This window comes from Salinigranum sp. (genome assembly GCF_041641895.1).
Lineage (GTDB): Archaea > Halobacteriota > Halobacteria > Halobacteriales > Haloferacaceae > Salinigranum.
The window spans coordinates 1-17554 of record NZ_JBEPXO010000032.1 but is presented as its reverse complement, the minus strand read 5'-3'; the positions used below and the strand labels follow the sequence as shown (position 1 = coordinate 17554).

Here is a 17554-nt window from a genome sequence, read left to right as displayed (position 1 = left end):
CGGACCGCGTCTGCCCATAGACTCAAATGGCTCCGCCGTAACCCTCACGATAGAATGTCCAGTAGAAACGTGGGTCCGTCGTGACTGACCGTCCGTCCGTTTCGGAGTACACGTCGCCACCGACGGCGCTCGCCGCGGACACCCACCGGGTCGAGGCCGTGGACGACGCCGACTTCTCCGCCGACGAGGGGCGTCGTAACGTGTCCGGGGCCGACAACGGGGCGGCCCGGTCGGCCGACCCCTTCGACTTCCGGCTCAACCGCTCGGCGGACACCCCGATGCCGACCGGGACGGTGCTGGAACTGTTCACGAGCTACCTCGTCGCGGCGAGTCACAGCCGGAACGACGCACTCACGGAACGACTGGACGTCGCACGGGTCGTCGTCGACGGGACCGTCCCGAGAGACGCGGACGTGCCGGCGGGCTACCAGTCGGCGGTGGCGTCGCTGTCGGCGACACTCCACGTCGACACTGCCGCCGGCGACGCGGCCCTCGAACGGTGGCGGCGGGAGTTGCGCGACGCCGAGGCCACTCAGGCGGCGGTGCCGACTGACACGACGGTGTCGCTCTCGGTCGTCCGCACCCCTCCCACGGCGCAGGACTCCCACTGACGACCGACAGCGTAACGGCTTTCAGGTGTCCTCCCAACCCTCCCGTATGGACTGGCCACACGACCCCGACGGAGAACAGGGGAGCGAGGGCCGACGGAAGTACGGCCACGCGATCATCGCCAAGAAGATCGACGAGGAGGAAGACTTCCCGCTCTCGCGCGACGAGTTCGTCTCCGAGTACGGCGACGACCCCGTCCGTATCGACTCCGAACGCGTCGTCTCGCTCCGTGAGGTCTTCGAGGGGGTCGAAGGAGAGGAGTTCGCCGACTTCGTCGAACTCCACCAGGCGCTCGGCCGGGCGATGCGCGAGAACGACCTCTGGTTCTACGAGGGTGCCGACGAGTTCGCCGGCGAACGCGCCTAGTCGCGCTCGTCGTACTCGGCGTCGAGTTCGAGTTCGACCGGGGTGCGCTCCCACGTCCGCGGCGCACTGCCGGTGACCTCCGCACGGACCTTCTCTTCGAGGAGGCTCACCGCGACGCTGTTGGCCCCCTCGGGGATGATGAGGTCCGCGTTCCGCTTCGTCGGTTCGATGAACTGCTCGTGCATGGGCTTGACCGTCGAGAGGTACTGCTCGATGACGCCCTCGAGGTCCCGTCCGCGCTCGATGACGTCACGCTGGATGCGCCGGAGGATGCGGACGTCCGCGTCCGTCTCGACGTACAGTCGGAGGTCCATCATCTCGTTGAGCACGTCGTCGTGCAACACGAGGATGCCCTCGAGGATGATGACGTCCGTCGGTTCGACGGTCTTCCGCTCCGGTTTCCGGTTGTGCTGGGAGAAGTCGTACTGCGGCATCTCGACCGACCGCCCCTCCAGGAGGGCACTCACCTGTTCGCGGAGGAGGTCCCACTCGAACGCCGAGGGGTGGTCGTAGTTCCGGTTCTTCCGTTCCTCGAAGTCGAGGTGGCTGAGGTCCTCGTAGTAGTTGTCGATGGGGATTCGGGTCACGGAGTCGCCGACGTTCTCCGTGACGAGGCGTGCCACCGTCGTCTTCCCGGCGCCGGTGCCCCCCGCGATGCCGATGACGAACGACGGGATGGCCATTCGGATAGACCGGACGCGGAGAGTGCGTTTCAACGTGTTGGTTCCCGGAGAACCGGCCGTCGTCGCCCCGGCCGACCGCCTTCGGGTCCCAGATTCGAGAACGACACACCCCGAGTCAGTGACGGCGGGACCTCCGTAGGTTGATGTGTATGTCATTCACAAGGGTAGATTTATAACCGGCTGTACCTATCGACGGAACATGGTCCGTGATATCGACCGACGTAAGTTCCTGAAAGGAGCCGGCGCAGCAGGCGTGGCCGGCCTCGCTGGATGTATCGGTGGCGGTGGAAACGGCGGCGGCGAGTCCGGCGGCGAGTCCGGTGGGGAGTCCGGCGGCGGCGAGAGCACCGAGATGACCGAGGGTGGGTCCGAGATGACCGAGACGGAGGGGACCAGCTCCGGTGACGGTGACGGTGGCGGTATGGCCGGCGAGGTCAACGGCCTCATCATCATCGGCTATCCAGCCGAGGGTATCCAGCTGTTCCGTGACTTCTACAGCCAGACCGACGGCGAGCTTCCGATCCTCATCCCCGACGGTCTCCGCGACGGTGCCCTCCCGGCACAGGTCGGGAACCCGATGGAGAACGTCACCGGAACCGCACCCGCCGCTGGCGGTCCGAACCAGCAGGCGTTCAACGACCTGTTCCAGGAGCAGTACGACGCCGCGCCCGGCGTGTTCACCTCGCAGTCGTTCGACTCCGCGGCAATCGGCATTCTCGCGAACGCCGCCGCGGGCGAGAACAACGGTCCGGCGGTGAAAGAGCAGATGCGCCGCATCGCCAACCCCGGCGGGATGGAGGTCGGCCCGCAGAACTTCGTCGAGGGGGTCGAGGCCGCCGCGAACGGCGAAGACATCAACTACCAGGGTGCCTCGTCGGCGACGAACTTCGACCAGAACGGCGACCCCGCGTCCGCGGCGTACGCCATCTGGGAGTTCGAGGGCGTCGACTCGCAGTCGACGACCGCCATCGAGACGCAGTCGTTCGCCGGGTCGAACCCCGAGGGTGCCGGTCCCTCGGCCGACAGCGGTCCCGGCGGCAGCGACCGTGAGATTTCGCTCGGAATCCTCCTCCCCGAGACGGGCTCGCTCGCCTCGACCGGGCAGCCGATGATTCAGGCCGCCCAGATTCCCGGGATGCTCGTCAACGAGAACAACCCCGCCGGTCTCTCGGTGAACGCGCAGGTCGAAGACACCCAGACCTCGCCGAGCGCCGGCGTCGCGGCCGGTAACTCGCTCGCGAGCGCGGGCGTGCCGTTCATCTGTGGGACGGCCTCCTCCGGCGTGAACGTCCCGTTCTCCCAGCAGGTCGCCATCCCGAACGAGATCGTCGGCTGTTCGCCGTCCTCGACGGCGCTGTCGGTGACGAACCTCGAGGACAACGACTTCATCTTCCGGACGGCACCCTCGGACCGCCTGCAGGGCCGAGTCATGGCGCAGGTCATGTCCGAGCGCCTCGGTGCCGACACGGTGTCGACGCTGTACGTCAACAACGACTACGGACAGCAGCTTTCGAACCGCTTCTCGAGCGTCTTCGAGGACCAGTTCGACGGCAGCGTGCTCACCCAGGTCGCGTACAACCGGAACGAGTCGTCGTACTCGTCGGTCATCCAGACCGCGCTGCAGGGCGAGCAGGCCTGAGCCGCGGGTCGGAAGCCACTCCCACTCCTCCGATTTTTCTACCGCCGAGCGACCGCTCTGTGCGCGCCGGCTGAACCGGAACGGCTTCGAGACGACGATTGTTCGGCGAGGCGAGGCTTTATTGACGAGACGGGCGGACTTCGAACATGGTGTCACGGGTTCTCGTCGCGATGGACGGCTCTGAGGTGGCAGAGCAGGCGCTCCGGTACGCGCTGGAGGTCCACCCGACGGCGGAGATCACGGTGCTGACGGTCGTGGGGGAGCCCTCTGCGATGTTCGGGGAGGCGACGGCGATCGCCCTCTCGGACGACCCCGAGGAGTCGATGAGAGAGTACGCGGAGCCGGTGGTGACCCGCGCGCAGGAGATTGCGGACGAGTACGGCGTCGAGGTCCGCACGGAGGTCGGAACCGGCCACCCCGCCCGGACGATTCTCGACGTCGCAGACGAGTTCGACACGGTCGTCTTGGGGAGCCACGGCGGGACGCTGGCGGACCGGCTGTTCGTCGGGAACGTGGCCGAGAAGGTGTTCCGTCGGTCGCCGGTCCCCGTGACGGTCGTCCGGTAGGGCGACGCGCTCGCGAGGGAGTCCTGCCCGCCCTACCGTCCAGTCCACGAGCCGCGAGCTACAGGACGACGAGGAAGAGTGGGTACGACCCGGCCACCGCCAGTGTGGGTGTGAGGACCCACAGCATCGCGATGCGCTTGACGGCGCTCGGGTCGAAGAGGCTCCGCCGGTCGAGCTCCGCCGGTTCCTTCTCGCCGATTTCCGGGACGTCGGGCAACTCCTCGTCGGGTTGCTCGGGTGGGGCCTCTCCTCGGGCAAGGTCACCGACCGTCGGACTCGTCGGGGCGTCCTCGGCCCGCGAGGTGACGAGGGCGCCCGTCGAGACGTCGAGGTCGAGCTCTTGCTCCTGCCTGGACGCGGGTGTCGCGAGTTCGACGACCGTCGCCGCCCGACTCGCCCGACCCCAGCCGAGGCCGATGATGCAGCAGGTGGTGCTCACCGCGAGGCTCGCCGGGATGCCCAGCGTCGACAGCACGGTGATGATGGTCCCGCCGACGACAGAGACGATGAGTGCCGCCAGAATCGGGAGTTCGGTGATGTCGTCCCCGACGGTGTCGAGCGTCCGTCTGGCGATAGTGAACCCGCCCAGCCCGAACGCGAAGACGGCCAGGAGGACCCCCTGGTCGACGGTCAGCGGCCCCTCCGTTCCCACGAGGGGTGCGACGGCGTTCGCCGCGTTCGACGCCCCCGCGGAGAACCCCATGTAGCAGGCGATGAGCACCACAGTCGCGGAGCCGACGATGTCACGTGCGGAGGCGTTGGCATTGAACCGTGGTCGGGGGACGGTCCCGGAGCGGTCCAGTCGAATCAGGTGGGAGTCGAACCGCGTGAACGCGATTCGGCGGTCGAGATACGGGTAGACGTAGCGACCGACGACCGCGCCACAGACGAATCCCACGAGCGGGGCGACGATCCAGGCCGAGACGATGGTGAACATCAACGCCTCGTTGAGCGTCCCGGTCGCCAGCCCCAACCCCACGATGGCTCCGACGGCGGTCATCGACGTCGAGGCAGGGACGCCGTAGAGGTTCGAGACGAGCAACGACGTGCCCGTGAAGAAGAGGACACCGACGCTGGCGACGGGTGAGAACTGGGCGGCGGGCACGATGCTGGTGCTCATCGTGTCGATGACGTTCCGCCCGACGGTCCACGCACCCACGAGGGCGAACCCGGTGAACAGCGTCGCCGCGGTCACCTTCCGCACGAGTCGACTCCCGACCGACGGGCCGAAGGCGACGCCCGTCGAGGAGCCGCCGATGTTGAACCCGACGAACACCGCAACGAGGACGCCCGCCGCCGCGAGAAGAGTGACCATGGTAAGGTGGACCGGACGTTGAGACCGGCCCCATAAATAAGTGTTCAAGACCACGGGGCCCGTCTCCGTGGCGGGCTCGCCCCGGTTCGGTTCCTCGTCGGAGGCCGCCCGTCGCGAGGGGTTCACCGAGCGGCGAGCGGCGAACGGCGCGGCGACGAGTCGGCGTCGTGACCCGGGATGAGCACGACTCAGCCGCCGAGGAAGTCCTGTCTGACCTGCGGGTCGTTCAGGAGAGCGTCGCCGGAGTCGACGTAGCGGTTCTGCCCGTTGGCGAGCACGTAGCCGCGGTCACACCGCCGCAGCGCCTCCTTGGCGTTCTGTTCGACCATGAGGATGGCGGTGCCGTCGTCGTTGATGGCGTCGATGCGGTCGAACATGTCGTCGACGAGGTCGGGGGCCAGTCCGGCCGAGGGCTCGTCGAGCAGGAGGAGGTCGGGGTCGAGCATCAGCGCCCGACCCATCGCGAGCATCTGCTGTTGTCCACCGGACATGGTGCCGGCTTTCTGTTCTTTGCGCTCTCTGAGGATGGGGAACCGCTCGAAGACGGCTTCGAGGGCGTCCTCCGGTACCTCGTCGAGGATGTACGCGCCCATCTCGAGGTTCTCCTGCACCGACAGCGACGTGAAGATGTTTTCGTTCTGTGGGACGTAGCCAATGCCCTTGTGGATGATCTGCTCGGGGATGAGACCCGTGATGTCCTCCTCGTCGAACGTCACGGTCCCGCCCATGTGGTTGGTGAGTCCGAAGACGCTCTTCATCAGCGTCGACTTCCCGGCGCCGTTGGGGCCGACGATGGTGACGTACTCGCCGTCGTCGACGAACATATCGACATCGGTGAGAATCTGGAGGTCGCCGTACCCCGCGTCGAGGTTCTCGACTTCGAGCAGGCTCGTCTCCGGTGTTCGGTCCGGCTCCGTGTCCGCGTCGGTCGAACTCATACGTTGCCTCCGAGGTACGCCTCGATGACCTCCTCGTTCGACTTGATGTCGGCCGGGGTCCCCTCGGTGAGAACCTTCCCCTGGTGCATGACGATGACGTGTTCACAGTTCTCCATGATGAGGTCCATGTCGTGTTCGACGAGCAGGAACGTGTACCCCTGCTCGCGGAGTTCGTGGATGTGCTCGAGGAGTCGCTTCTCCAGCGAGGGGTTCACCCCCGCGAACGGTTCGTCGAGCAGCAGCATGTCGGGGTCGGTGAGCAGGGCACGGGCCATCTCCAGCAGCTTCCGCTGGCCGCCCGAGAGGTTCCCCGCGTACTCCTCGGCGATGTGGTCGATTTCGAAGAACTCCAGCGTCTCCCACGCCCGTTCGAGCAGTTCCTCCTCCTGCTCGACGACTCTCTTCCGCGTTCCCGGCGTCACGGAGCGCCAGAGGCTCTCGCCGATCTGTCCCTGCGGCGCGAGCATCATGTTCTCCAGAACGGTCATGTCCTTGAGTTCGCGAGCGATCTGGAACGTCCGAACGAGTCCACGGTTGGCCACCGTGTACGGCTCCATCCCCGTGATGTCCTCACCGTTGAACACGACGGTGCCGGCGTCCGGGCGGTACATCCCCGTGATGAGGTTGAACGTGGTCGACTTGCCGGCCCCGTTGGGACCGATGAGCCCGGTAAGCGAGCCGCGTTCGACCTGGAACTCCGCACCGTCGACGGCGGTGATGCCGCCGAACGACTTGTGCAGTCCCTTCACCTGCAGGGGGTACTGTTCGAGGTCGACGTCGGTCGTCGCCGAGAGGGCGGCCGCGTCGGCGTCGACGTCGTCCGGGGCGCCCTGGCCGCCGCCGGACGCGCCGCCCGTGTCGGTCGCTTCACTCATCGTCCTCACCTCCGTCGGCAGCGACTGCCTTGCCACGGCGCGCCGAGAGGTCGATGCTGGCGGCGGTCTCCTTCCGGTGGCCGAGCATCCCGTTCGGACGGTTGTGCATGAGCCAGATGAGGACCACGCCCATGATGACGAGCTGGAGCTGGCGGACGCTGTCGAGCGTGTAGAAGACGAAGGGGAGCGGGTCGCCCTGTGAGATGAGCGGCGAGATGGCCGGGCCGAACGAACTCGGTGCGGAGGCCGACGGCAGAATCTCCTCGAGGACGTTCTTGAGGTAGCGCGGCCCCTGGTAGAGCAGTGCCGCGAACACCGCGCCGCCGACGATGCTGCCGGTGTTCGAGCCGGCACCACCGATGATGAGCGCAATCCAGACGAAGAAGGTGATGCGCGGACGGAACGTGTTCGGGGTCACCGCACCCTGGCCCATGAACCAGAGGATGCCGGCTAGCCCCATGAGCGCACAGCCGAGCATGAACGACTTGATCTTGAAGCCGTTGGTGTCCTTGCCGAGCGAGTTGGCGACGTCCTCGTCCTCGCGAATCGCCTTGAGGACGCGCCCGAACGGCGATTCGCCCGTGCGCTTCAGGAGCCAGAAGTACACCGCGACGAACCCGAGGAGCATCAGGCCGTAGACGATTCCGTCGACGACCGGCTTGGGGTTCGTCGGGACGATGGCCTCGGTGGCCTCGACGACGCCCAGGTAGGCGTTCCAGAGACCGAACGCCTCGAAGAACGCCTGGAGGGGGTCGGTGTAGTTGAGGATGACGCCGGACCCCCCACCGAAGCCGACCCGCCGTCCGAAGAGCTGGAACACCTGGAACTGCGAGGAGAGGAAAGTGAACCGGACGATTTCGGACATGGCGATGGTCACGATGGCGAGGTAGTCCGCTCTGAGCCGCAACGCCGGGAGGGCGACCACCAGTCCCAAGAGGGCGGCGGCGGTCATCCCGGCGATGATACCCACGATGATGGGGAGGCCGAGGCCGCCGACCTGAGCGGCGCTCCCGGGCTGGTAGATGGGTTTCGAGAAGAGCGCCATCACGTAGATTCCGACGGCCATGAAGCCGACGATGCCGATGTTGAACAGGCCCGTGTACCCCCAGTGAAGATTCAGCGCGAGCGACAGCATGGCGAAGACGCCGATGAAGAACGTCAGCACGGCCAGCGAGTTCAGCTGTCCCCGGAGCGAGAAGCCAAGGATGACGCCGCTGAGGATGTACGCGAGGTACAGCACGGCGAGCAGGAGGAGGATGAGCCCCGCGTCGCCGCCCGGCATCCGTTCGGTCAGCGCGTCGACGCGGGAACTCATGCCGTCGCCCTCCCGGCGAAGAGCCCCTTCGGCTTCACCAGTAGGATCACGATCATGACGAGGAACGCGGCGGCGCGGGCGAACGCCGACGGGATCCAGATGACCGACATCGAGGCGGTGAGCCCGATGATGAGCCCGCCCGCGATGGCACCGTAGATGGAGCCGATGCCGCCGAGGATGACGGCGGCGAAGATCAGAAGCAAGAGGAGCCAGCCGTCGTTGAATCCGAGCGTCCCCTTCCAGAGGACGAACATGTAGCCGGCGACGCCGGTGAGGCCGCCGCCGATAATCCACGTGGCCCGGACGACACGCTCGGTCGGGATACCGGTGATACGCGCGAGGTCCTCGTTGTCGGCCATCGCGCGCATCGCCTTGCCGAGCTTCGTCGCTTGCAGGAGGATGTGGACGCCGAGCATCAACCCGCCGGCGACGACCAGAAGCGCGATGTCGTGTGCGGAGATGAACACCTGTCCGTCCCAGAGGTACGCGCCGACCTGAGGCGGCTGGGCCGTGGTGCCTCGGACGTCGGAACCGTAGACGAACTGCATCAGATAGCGGAGCGCGAAGGCCACGCCGATGCTGGTGATGAGGAGAGTGATACCGTCCTCGTTCCGGATTGGTTTGTAGATGAACTTGTCGACGCCGAGCGCGAGGAGGATAGTGAACACCCCCGCGACGAGGAGCCCGGCCACGACGGCCAGCGGCGTGCCGGTGACCCCGGTTCCCAGCGCCCCACCGAACACCGACCCGCCGGCCCCGACGAGGAGGAGCGAGCCGATGTCGGCGCTCGGCCGGCCCAGCCCCGCGAGGAGGTAGGTCGTCCCCCACCCGGTGAACGCACCGGCGGTGATGTAGTCGCCGTGCGAGAAGTTCGCGAAGTTCAGAATGCTGTACGTCATCGACAGCCCGATTCCAGCGAGACCGATGACGAGTCCGCGCATCAGGCCGTCCCAGACGAGTGACCCGATGTCGTGGACCTGTACGTCGCCGGTGCTGAACTGCCGAGCGAGATCGGCGACGAGCACGACGGCGACCAGTGCGACCAGGAGCACACCGGGGCGCTCGATCGCGAGCTTTCGGCCGCGGGAATAGGTGTCAGCGATGCCCATGATGATAACTGTCCTCATGGGTGTGCGGTCGTGAAGCACGCATAAACCTTTCTTCCGAGCGTCGGAGTTGTCAGTTCGACATAATGATTCGCCGGTGTGGTCGCCGATCACCGTCGGTATATCCATCAATTCGGGGGGTAATGTACGGATATGTCCTCCGTTCCCCCGGGTGTATGCATCGAACCCGCCGCACTCGGCGACGTGGACGCCCTCGTCGAACTGTGGGTGCGTCTCGCGCGCGGCCAGCGCGCGTACGGCTCTCACCTCCGGGCCGACGAGAACAGGACGCCGGTCCGGGAGTCACTCGCGCAGCACGTCGTCGGCGACGGGGTGGTCGTCGCGCGTGCGGCGGACGACTCCGACGGCCCGACGGTGGAGGGGCTCGTCGGGTTCGTCATGTTCGGGCTGGAAGGGGGCGACTACGAACAGGTGGTCACCCGCGGAGTCGTCCACAACCTCTTCGTCGTCCCCGAACGGCGCGGTGAGGGAGTCGGGAGCGCCCTCCTCGAACGCGCCGAGGAGGACCTATCGGCGTTCGGTGCCGACGTCGTCTCGCTCGAGGCGATGGCCGCGAACGCCGACGCGCGGCGCTTCTACGAACGTCACGGCTACCGTACCCACCGCGTGGAACTGGAGAAATCGGCCCGAAGCGATACACACTCAAAGGAGGACGGATAACTCGGAAGCGCGCCAGGGGAGCATGGGCGGTTCATGCACTCGACTTGTAATCGAGACTTCACGGGTTCGAATCCCGTCCCTGGCTCTGCGGCTTGACCTCAAAATCCCTGCGCTGACACGCGTGTCTGCCCTTTCGTGCAGTCGCTGCGGAAATCGAAACACTCTGCGCTCGTATCCGAGGTGACGCGAGACACCCACGAAGGAGCCACCGACCGTGACCGGAGGTTCGAGGTCGACGAATCGGTACCAACAGCTTCGACGACTGCTCGAGGTGGTCAAGCCGACCGAGAACCAGCCCCAGCGGACTGCGTGGGGGCCCGCTGTCAGCCGTTTGGATGTTCTCGATCGTAGACTCGCTCAGCCGGTCGAAGCGTTCGCAATCGCGGCGGCGCAGTCCACGTCGGAAGTTCTGGCAGTCGCCTTCGAGTGCCTGCCGGGCGTTTCGGTACGTGGAGTTGGTCCAGCCCATACGGAAGGGGGCGGTCATCGGCATGGCGCTCTGAGGGGGCGCCTTCCGTAACGGCCGGTTCCAGCGTCACCGGTGCGCGCTCGCGTCAGACGCTGCCGCAAATCGCTCCGTGAGGTCCCGGACACACGCCGCACTCCCGTCGAATCGATCCAGAACCTCCGACAGTCCGCTTAAACAGACTTGAGCTCTCATGGAGCGCGTTCCGCCGGTCTCAGTCCTGATTCCCAGAGCCGTGGTTTTATCTACAGGATTGGTTCTGCTCAGCTATCTTCACCGCTATGAGAGACGTACGCAATCCCACCGTATACGTACCGCTGACAGACGACCTCAACCACGTCTTTCATAGCACGAATCGGTGCCCGCGACTCCCGTATCCGACCGAGACGCAGACGAGGTCGGCGGCGCGCCGACAGGGACTCACGGAGTGCGTTGCCTGTTACGAGCGTCGACGGCGGTCACAGGAACGCGCGCTCGCGGTCTCCCTCGAACCACCTGCGAACTCGTCAGTGTCAGCGTCGTCGACGTCGGGGTTCTCTGACTTCGCCGTCGAGTGACTCCGTTGGCAATCCGAGATTGCGTCTGGCCAAGAGCTGCCTCAGGGCTGAGGCGCGGACTGCGGTAAGACCTCCATTCACCGAGGAGCCAACCGGACCGATGTGAGTGACAGTTTATACACTTCTTTTAATACCAACAAAATTGATTCTAGTCCGAATGCCCTACATAACCGTATGCGTTGGCACGCATTCCAGCCCACAGGTGAACAGTTAGCTTCGATCGATGACAGCCTCATCTGTCGAGAGCCGGTCCTCGATTCCATCGTCCTCGAGATCCTCCAGGACGTGCTCTGCTGGGTACTCATGCTACTGCTGTCAGCGGCGTAACTCCCACCGTCCGAAAGTCGAGGCGCTTCATCGACTCCGCTTTTCGTTCCACCGACCATTCCGGCACTGTTCGCTACGTGACACGCCGGAGCCATAGCTGTTAGGCGTCAGGTGTAGGATCGCGCGAAACAATGGTCCACACGCCACTGTCGACGTGAAGAGGAGTCGTCCGCGACTCGGACCAAGACCGGGCGCTTCGACGGGGTCGTCGAGTTGTCCTCGACGTGATGAGAACACCCTTTTAACGAGTGATTGAACCCACGGGGACCGACTTCGGCCGGGTGTAATGGGTCGTATCAGTCGCCGACCAGCGTCCGGAGGTCGAGCCGTCGTACTACCAGTGGCCGGGAACTGGCGTCAACGGGCGTGGGGCGTGGGTCGAGGACGGCCCTCACCGCCCTGTCGACCGTGCGGGAGACCGTGTCACCGGAACCGTCCGAGCGCCAGCACCGAGAGAGCCACCAGTGCGAGGAGGGCAGACCACACCCCGAACCCCGGCGTAGACGTCGACGTCGTGCCCTGTGGCGTCGGCGACGCGGTCTCGGTTTCGATTGTGGTCCGCGTCTCCGTCGCCGTCGGCGGCGACGTCGTCGCGGTGGGCGTGTCCGTCGGCATCGCAGTGATCGGCTGTGTTTCCGTCGCGGTGGGCGTGTCCGTCGGCGTCGCGGGAACCGGCGTGGGGGTCGCCGTCTCGGTCTCCGTCGGGGTCGGGAGCGGCGTCGCCGTCCCGCGCGGCCCCGTCCGGACGGTCACCGTCCGCGAGGCGCGGTCGAGGTCGCTCCCCTCGACCGTAATCTCGAACGTCCCGACCGGTTCGTCCGAGAGGTCCAGCGTGATGCTCCCGCCGCTGTCGGTGATTCGGTCGACGGCGGTCACCCGGGCCGTGACGTCCAGGCCGTCGGGGCTCTCGACGGTCACGTCGAGTCGGTCCGCCTCGTCGAAGTTGTACTCGACCGTCAGAGTGAGGCCGCCCCCGGAGGGGTCCCAGCCGTCGGTCACGTTCGCGTCGTTCTGGTTCCGGACGACGACGCTGGTCACGCGGGGTTCGGCGACGACGAAGTCCGCTCGGTCGTCTCCGTCCGCCGCGACGTCGTAACTGCCGGTCTCGAAGCCGTCGAAGTCGGCGTCCGTCGGGTCGTCGATGGACTCGGTCGTCCCGTCGGCGTCGCCCGCGAGGCCGACGAGCGTGGCGGACCCCGACCCGACGGTTCCGCCACCGGTCAACTCCACGGCCGAGACGTCGAGCGTCTCACCCACGAAGACGCGGACCGGCGGACTCGTGTCGGCGGGTTGGGTGCGGGGAGTAGACACGGCGGTGGCCGTCCCGACGAGCAGGAGACCGACGACGAGGGCGGTCAGGAGGATACGTGTTCGCCTCATGTCAGTACCTAACGCGTGTTGCGTTAAAAAACGCCGTCGCCAGCAGGGAGCGTCTCCCCCGACCGGTGGGTCGCGGTGCCGGCCGGACGGTGGCCCCGTCGGCGACCGTCCCCGACCGTGAGACGCCCTCGGGCGGTCAGCGAACCCTGACCCGGTCGCCGCAGGACGGGCAGTTCGGGCCGCCGTGGGTGTCGTCCAGTTCGTGTGTGTCGCCGGTCCAGCCACAGGCTGGGCAGTGAACGAGTGGTGTCGTGCTCATCTGTCTCCCCCATATTCGATTATGAGGTATACCGAGAAGTATCTATCGTCGTGAGTGTTCGAACCGAGACAGGCGACGCTCTCGGTAGTAGGTGTCTGGATAATGCGCCGGGAGTCAGCGTCAGATGCGTGTACCCCTACCCGCAGTCTGCCGCTGGACCTCCTCGGTCTACCACAAGGTACCGACGACGCAAGTAAATACTTTGTGACAGACGTCCGTCTGACGCGCTCTCGCACTCACGAGTTGTCCGCGGACGTCTCGGCGGACCCGGACCCTCGCGAGACGAAGCGGAGCGGTCCCGACTGCAGCACGACGTCCGGGTCCAATGGACGCTCCTGCAGGTCGGTGACCTTGAGACAGGCGACGTAGATGGTCAGGTGACTCGCCGCGTACGCCAGCACGACCTGGACGAGCAGGGGGACTGCGAGTCCGGCGACCTCGAGTGCCCCGAAGACGAAGAGGACGGCAGACGACGTCGCAACGAGACACCCCAGCTGTAACGTCACGCCGATGAACGCGGTGATGGTGGTGTCGATACGCGACGTCGTGTACGGGGTGTACAGCGCCGCGGTGACCACGCTCACCGTCACGAGGACGAGTCCAACGGGGAGCGCGACCACTGCGAACGCGGACTGCATCAGTGTTCGGTACGAGAGGCACTGCTATAATTGTATCTTCGAGAGAGAGTGACACGATATCGGACAGCTCTCAGACCGGAGGCGCGTCAGCGCCCTTCGCCACGGGGCCCGGGCTGGCCCGGGTCACTCGTGTTCGCGGACCCGTCGGCGCCGCCGGGGTTGCCCCCGTCACTGGCGTTACCGTTACGCCCAGCGTTGTCGTTGCCGCTGGCGTCGTCGTCCGGCCCCGGCCCGCCCGTCGAACCGTTCCCGTCCACAGCCTCACGGCCAGTCGCCGTCTCGTTGTCCGACTGGCCACTCGTCGCTGGAGACGCACCCTGTCCCCGGTCACCACCCTGCCCCTGTCCTTCTCCACGGGGCTGGTCCGACGCGTTCCCCTGGGCGTCGCCGTTCTGTCCGGGTGAATCGGCCGGCGGGCCCGCCGAGCGTGGACTACGCTCGCTCGCGTTCGCTGGCGGACCGAACCCGTTTCCACGCGTCGCACCCGGTCCCGCGAGGCTCCGTGCGATGGCGGCCATCTCCGGCCCAGTGAGTTCGTCGGCCTCCTGCCGGAGTCGCTCGAGGGCCGTCTCGTTCACGCCGTTCTGCCGGAGCGACTCCGCCGGGAGCGTCCGCGCCGTCTGTGCAGTCCGATTCGTCACCCGCTTGAGAGCGGCCGTCCGTGCGCTCAACTGCGCTGCCCGGACCCGGTACTCGTTCTCGCCGATGGTCCCGTTCTCACGCGCCGCGTCGAGTTGCTGACGCGCGGTCCGGAGCGCCGCCAGACGCGTCCGACTCTGGTTCGCCTGGCTGGCGACGACCCGTGCCTTCGACGCGTTCGAATCCGAGCGGTTCACCCGGTGGGCGAACGACCGCGCCTCGAGTTCGCCGCCGAGTTCCGCACCCTGCACCCCCACCGACCCGGCCAATCGGGTGCCGGGTGCGGCCGTCGGTGTCCCGTTGTCCGCGTCGGTCGTTTCGGTCTGCTCCCACGTCGTCTCCCCGCCGACACCGGCCGTCGCCACCCCTCCTCCGACCACCGGAAGCGCGACTCCGGCGAGGACGGTGACGGCGACGACGAGAACGGTCCCGATTCGTCTCATCTCGTCTCCCACTTCGGGCGACGTACGCATATACATCTACGACTTTCAGGCCGAGTTAACTCCGATTCAGCCGGCTTTATCACCGTGCCGTCGGCCGGTTCTCCGGCCATCGTCACGAGAGACCGCTCCCGGGGAGCGAGACGACGTTCTCGCGGCCGATTCGGAACGTCTCGATTTCGTCGGCGTCGCGGAGCTTCCCGATGACCTGACTCGTCTTCGCGTCCGACCAGTCGAGTTCGGCGGCGACCGCCTGCTGTTTCATCCGCCCGTCGTTGTGCTCCAGCAGCGCCAGAACCCGCTCCTCGTTACTGAGGAGTTCGTCCTCCCACGGGTCCGGGGACTCGTCGTCCGCGGTGGCCACGTCTACCTCCTCGGTGTCTGCCCCCTCGGCACCGTCGGTGTCCGCGGCCGCCGTCGCCGTCGTCGTCGCGGCGGCGTCCGACACGTCGTCGCCTGCACGCGGCGCTTCGGCGTCGGTACTGCCGACGGCGCGTTCGTCCCGCTGTGACCGTCGCCACAGCACTACCGCCCCCGCAGCGACGGCGAGCAGCACTGCTCCCCCGACGACGGAGAGGAGTGACGACCCGCCGCCGGTTCCGTCTCGGCCCGCACCGTCGTCGGCCCCGTCACCGCCGTTCCCCCCGACGCCACCTGTCTCCGTGGCGGCAGTCGACAGCGAGACGGCCGGTTCACCGTCGCCGAAGTCGGTCGGACCGACCCACACGGCGGCGTTCTCCCGCCGCTCGTCCGGGGATGGCTGGACGGCCGTCGTCGCGTACGCGTCCGGCCACGAGAGGACGAGCGTCGTCTGTCTGTCGAGGAACAGTCCCGCGAGCGCGTCACCCGCTCGCAGCGTCTGCCCGTCCGCGACGGCGAAGCCCCGCCAGTCGAACTGGTACGTGACGACGCCGTACTCCTGGGGGAGTTGCTGGCGCGTCGCGCTGACCGAGACGTTCTCGATTCGCATCTCCCGCCCGGTCGTGTTTTCGGCCGCCCGGGCCGTCGCGCGCATCCGGTCGGCGAACGTCGACGTGTAGGCGCTCTCGTTCGCCTTGATGTCCTCTCGGAGCGACCCGAACGCCGCGGTGGTGTTCTCGTCGTTCAGTCGCACGCGGTATTCGACCGTCCAGCGGGCGTCGCCGTTCTCGCGCACGTCCGCACGCAGCAGGACGCCGTCGGGTTCGATTCCCGCGTCACCCAGTTGAGCCGCACCCGGGACCGGAGCCTCGTGGTCTGTCGCCCCTGCCGGGGCGGTGACCGAACTGGCTACCACGAACGCGACGAGGAGAGAGACGCCGACGCGACGGAGACGACACATACTCGTCCGGTAGAATGCGAGGGGGTGGCTTAAACGTTGTACGACCCCGTCTCGGGCGAGTCGTCGACGGACCTCCCGTCAGGAGTGAAGAAACACCGAGAGACGACCGCAGAACCGGGATGATTCTTCCGAACCGGACCGTTCAGGCTATCAAAACTCGGTATGCAGGCAATAGCGTTATATGGGAGAACGGACGACGATTCTCCGTGTCGTTCGACGATCCAATCGCCGAGAAAATCCTGAGCGACTCCCCGTACGAACGGCTCCGCGCCAGACAGCTCAGTTACTTTGTCCAGCCAATCGACCGCAAGATCGCCTGGCAGAGCTACCTGCTCTTCACGCTCGCCGGACTCCTCCCCGTCCTCGCCGTCCTCCCCTCGAATCTCCGACAGACGTACCTGCCGTCGGTCGCGGCGAGCAGTCCGAAGCTCGCGTTCGTCGCCCTCGTCGCCGTCGTCTTCGTCTCCGGCACCGGCGTCGGCCACGCGCTCGTCGAGTACGCCCGTATCACGCGTGGCCCGCTCGACGAGCGTCAGGCCCGCGAACTGGTGACGTTCGAGAGCCTCTGTTCGATGCTCGGGTTCGGAACGGGCGGACTCGCGACGTTCTCGACGTACGCCCTCGTCCTCCTCGGGTTCGGCGGCCGGGACCTCCTGCAGGCGTTCCTCGCCGCCGGCGGTGGCAACCCGTTCGAGCCCTCGTCGCTGGGGGTCACCGTCGGCTTCGTCGCCATCGTGGCCCTCCTGAGCGCCGTGGCGCTCCAGACGCTCTCGGCGTACCTCCACGTCCGGGCCGTACTCGCCGACGGAGCGTAGACAGCAGGCGCGGCGCGAGAACGGGGAGTGGCCGGCGGGATTTATATGTCATCGAACGTATCTCAACCTATGGACGGTGCAGACCTGTTCTTCCTCGTCGTCTCGGCACTGGTGTTCTTGCTCATCCTCGTCGGCGTCGTCATCAGTTTCGTGTAGTCCATCGCGGCGACCCCTGCCGGTGTCGTCGGCACCCCGTCCGACAACCAGGGAAAAGTTTATGATATGTGTCTCATATTTCCGTCACGTTATGCCGGAGTGCCAGAACTGCGGTTCTTTCGTCACCCCCGCGTATGCTCGCGTCTTCACCCCTGATGGTGTCGAGAACCCCCGCGTCTGCCCGAGTTGTGAAGACATGGTCCGCGACGGCGCGGACGTCAGGAAGGCCCGTTCGCCGAGAAACACGAACTGACCGCGTAGCGACCCTCCACCTCTTCTACGAGTCCCCGTTCGGTGAGCGTCCGAAGGACGCCGTACAGCGTCAGTTTTGTCATCGACAGCGCGTCCTGCAGTTCCTCGACGGTGGCCGTCCCGCCAGCCGTGAGCGCGAGGTAGACGAGTTTCGTCCGGGGCGACTCGACGTCCGGTGGCACCTCGATGTGTGTCGACTGCGTTGCCATCG

Annotated in this window: 18 protein-coding genes and 1 tRNA gene; 7 read left to right on the top strand and 12 right to left on the bottom strand. The window is 66.5% G+C overall.

All coding sequences use genetic code 11. The annotated features are described in order from the left end of the window. Nucleotides 1–80: 80 nt before the first annotated feature. Complete coding sequence (locus tag ACESK5_RS08820; protein ID WP_372911189.1) at nucleotides 81–611, top strand: hypothetical protein; 531 nt, start codon at nucleotides 81–83, stop codon at nucleotides 609–611. A gap of 46 nt (nucleotides 612–657) precedes the next feature. Beyond that, nucleotides 658–975 (top strand): DUF5785 family protein, encoded by a 318-nt coding sequence (locus ACESK5_RS08815; protein WP_372911188.1) that lies wholly within the window; start codon nucleotides 658–660, stop codon nucleotides 973–975. Here ACESK5_RS08815 and udk read toward each other — a convergent pair. Next, nucleotides 972–1658, bottom strand: coding sequence for a uridine kinase (gene udk, locus ACESK5_RS08810; protein WP_372911187.1), 687 nt, complete (start codon nucleotides 1656–1658; stop codon nucleotides 972–974). The two genes, ACESK5_RS08815 and udk, sit on opposite strands and share 4 nt — an antisense overlap. Before the next feature lie 199 nt (nucleotides 1659–1857). On the opposite strand from udk, the gene ACESK5_RS08805 reads away from it, so the two are divergent. Together ACESK5_RS08805 and ACESK5_RS08800 are read left to right on the top strand one after the other, a co-directional pair. Beyond that, the gene (locus ACESK5_RS08805) at nucleotides 1858–3297 is read left to right on the top strand and encodes an ABC transporter substrate-binding protein (RefSeq protein ID WP_372911186.1); all 1440 of its coding nucleotides are present in this window, start codon (nucleotides 1858–1860) and stop codon (nucleotides 3295–3297) included. 146 nt (nucleotides 3298–3443) lie between these two features. Beyond that, on the top strand, nucleotides 3444–3863 hold the full coding sequence (locus ACESK5_RS08800; RefSeq protein WP_372911185.1) for a universal stress protein: 420 nt from the start codon (nucleotides 3444–3446) through the stop codon (nucleotides 3861–3863). Nucleotides 3864–3921: 58 nt separating this feature from the next. On the opposite strand, the gene ACESK5_RS08795 is transcribed toward ACESK5_RS08800, so the two are convergent. The 5 genes from ACESK5_RS08795 to ACESK5_RS08775 all read right to left on the bottom strand — a co-directional run bounded on the left by ACESK5_RS08795 (nucleotide 3922) and on the right by ACESK5_RS08775 (nucleotide 9247). Continuing rightward, the gene (locus tag ACESK5_RS08795) at nucleotides 3922–5178 is read right to left on the bottom strand and encodes an anion permease (protein ID WP_372911184.1); all 1257 of its coding nucleotides are present in this window, start codon (nucleotides 5176–5178) and stop codon (nucleotides 3922–3924) included. Nucleotides 5179–5366: 188 nt separating this feature from the next. Next, entirely contained in the window at nucleotides 5367–6116 is a 750-nt protein-coding gene (locus tag ACESK5_RS08790) for an ABC transporter ATP-binding protein (protein ID WP_372911183.1), read from the bottom strand. Continuing rightward, nucleotides 6113–6991, bottom strand: coding sequence for an ABC transporter ATP-binding protein (locus ACESK5_RS08785; protein WP_372911182.1), 879 nt, complete (start codon nucleotides 6989–6991; stop codon nucleotides 6113–6115). Before ACESK5_RS08785 ends, ACESK5_RS08790 begins: the two co-directional genes overlap by 4 nt. Then, a complete protein-coding gene (locus ACESK5_RS08780; RefSeq protein ID WP_372911181.1) occupies nucleotides 6984–8306 on the bottom strand; it encodes a branched-chain amino acid ABC transporter permease in 1323 nt (440 codons plus the stop codon). Before ACESK5_RS08780 ends, ACESK5_RS08785 begins: the two co-directional genes overlap by 8 nt. Further along, a complete protein-coding gene (locus ACESK5_RS08775) occupies nucleotides 8303–9247 on the bottom strand; it encodes a branched-chain amino acid ABC transporter permease (protein ID WP_372911216.1) in 945 nt (314 codons plus the stop codon). Before ACESK5_RS08775 ends, ACESK5_RS08780 begins: the two co-directional genes overlap by 4 nt. Before the next feature lie 318 nt (nucleotides 9248–9565). Between ACESK5_RS08775 and ACESK5_RS08770 the strand changes: the two genes are divergently transcribed. Then, the gene (locus tag ACESK5_RS08770; protein WP_372911180.1) at nucleotides 9566–10093 is read left to right on the top strand and encodes a GNAT family N-acetyltransferase; all 528 of its coding nucleotides are present in this window, start codon (nucleotides 9566–9568) and stop codon (nucleotides 10091–10093) included. An 11-nt stretch (nucleotides 10094–10104) separates the two neighbouring features. Then, nucleotides 10105–10178 (top strand) — tRNA-Thr (locus ACESK5_RS08765). Between the two features lie 1688 nt (nucleotides 10179–11866). Here ACESK5_RS08765 and ACESK5_RS08760 read toward each other — a convergent pair. From ACESK5_RS08760 to ACESK5_RS08740, 5 genes are all read right to left on the bottom strand, one after another. Next, nucleotides 11867–12823, bottom strand: a complete 957-nt coding sequence (locus ACESK5_RS08760) for a hypothetical protein (RefSeq protein ID WP_372911179.1) — start codon at nucleotides 12821–12823, stop codon at nucleotides 11867–11869. Nucleotides 12824–12959: 136 nt separating this feature from the next. After that, nucleotides 12960–13082 (bottom strand): hypothetical protein, encoded by a 123-nt coding sequence (locus ACESK5_RS08755; RefSeq protein ID WP_372911178.1) that lies wholly within the window; start codon nucleotides 13080–13082, stop codon nucleotides 12960–12962. Nucleotides 13083–13318: 236 nt separating this feature from the next. Next, a complete protein-coding gene (locus ACESK5_RS08750; RefSeq protein WP_372911177.1) occupies nucleotides 13319–13720 on the bottom strand; it encodes a hypothetical protein in 402 nt (133 codons plus the stop codon). 86 nt (nucleotides 13721–13806) lie between these two features. Continuing rightward, nucleotides 13807–14802 (bottom strand): hypothetical protein, encoded by a 996-nt coding sequence (locus ACESK5_RS08745; protein WP_372911176.1) that lies wholly within the window; start codon nucleotides 14800–14802, stop codon nucleotides 13807–13809. Between the two features lie 112 nt (nucleotides 14803–14914). Beyond that, nucleotides 14915–16120, bottom strand: a complete 1206-nt coding sequence (locus tag ACESK5_RS08740; RefSeq protein ID WP_372911175.1) for a helix-turn-helix transcriptional regulator — start codon at nucleotides 16118–16120, stop codon at nucleotides 14915–14917. Between the two features lie 206 nt (nucleotides 16121–16326). Between ACESK5_RS08740 and ACESK5_RS08735 the strand changes: the two genes are divergently transcribed. Beyond that, a complete protein-coding gene (locus tag ACESK5_RS08735; RefSeq protein ID WP_372911174.1) occupies nucleotides 16327–16935 on the top strand; it encodes a hypothetical protein in 609 nt (202 codons plus the stop codon). Between the two features lie 374 nt (nucleotides 16936–17309). Here ACESK5_RS08735 and ACESK5_RS08730 read toward each other — a convergent pair whose 3' ends face one another. Further along, nucleotides 17310–17552 carry a helix-turn-helix domain-containing protein gene (locus ACESK5_RS08730; protein WP_372911173.1) on the bottom strand — a complete coding sequence of 81 codons (243 nt, stop codon included), beginning with the start codon at nucleotides 17550–17552 and terminating at the stop codon, nucleotides 17310–17312. Nucleotides 17553–17554 lie beyond the last annotated feature (2 nt).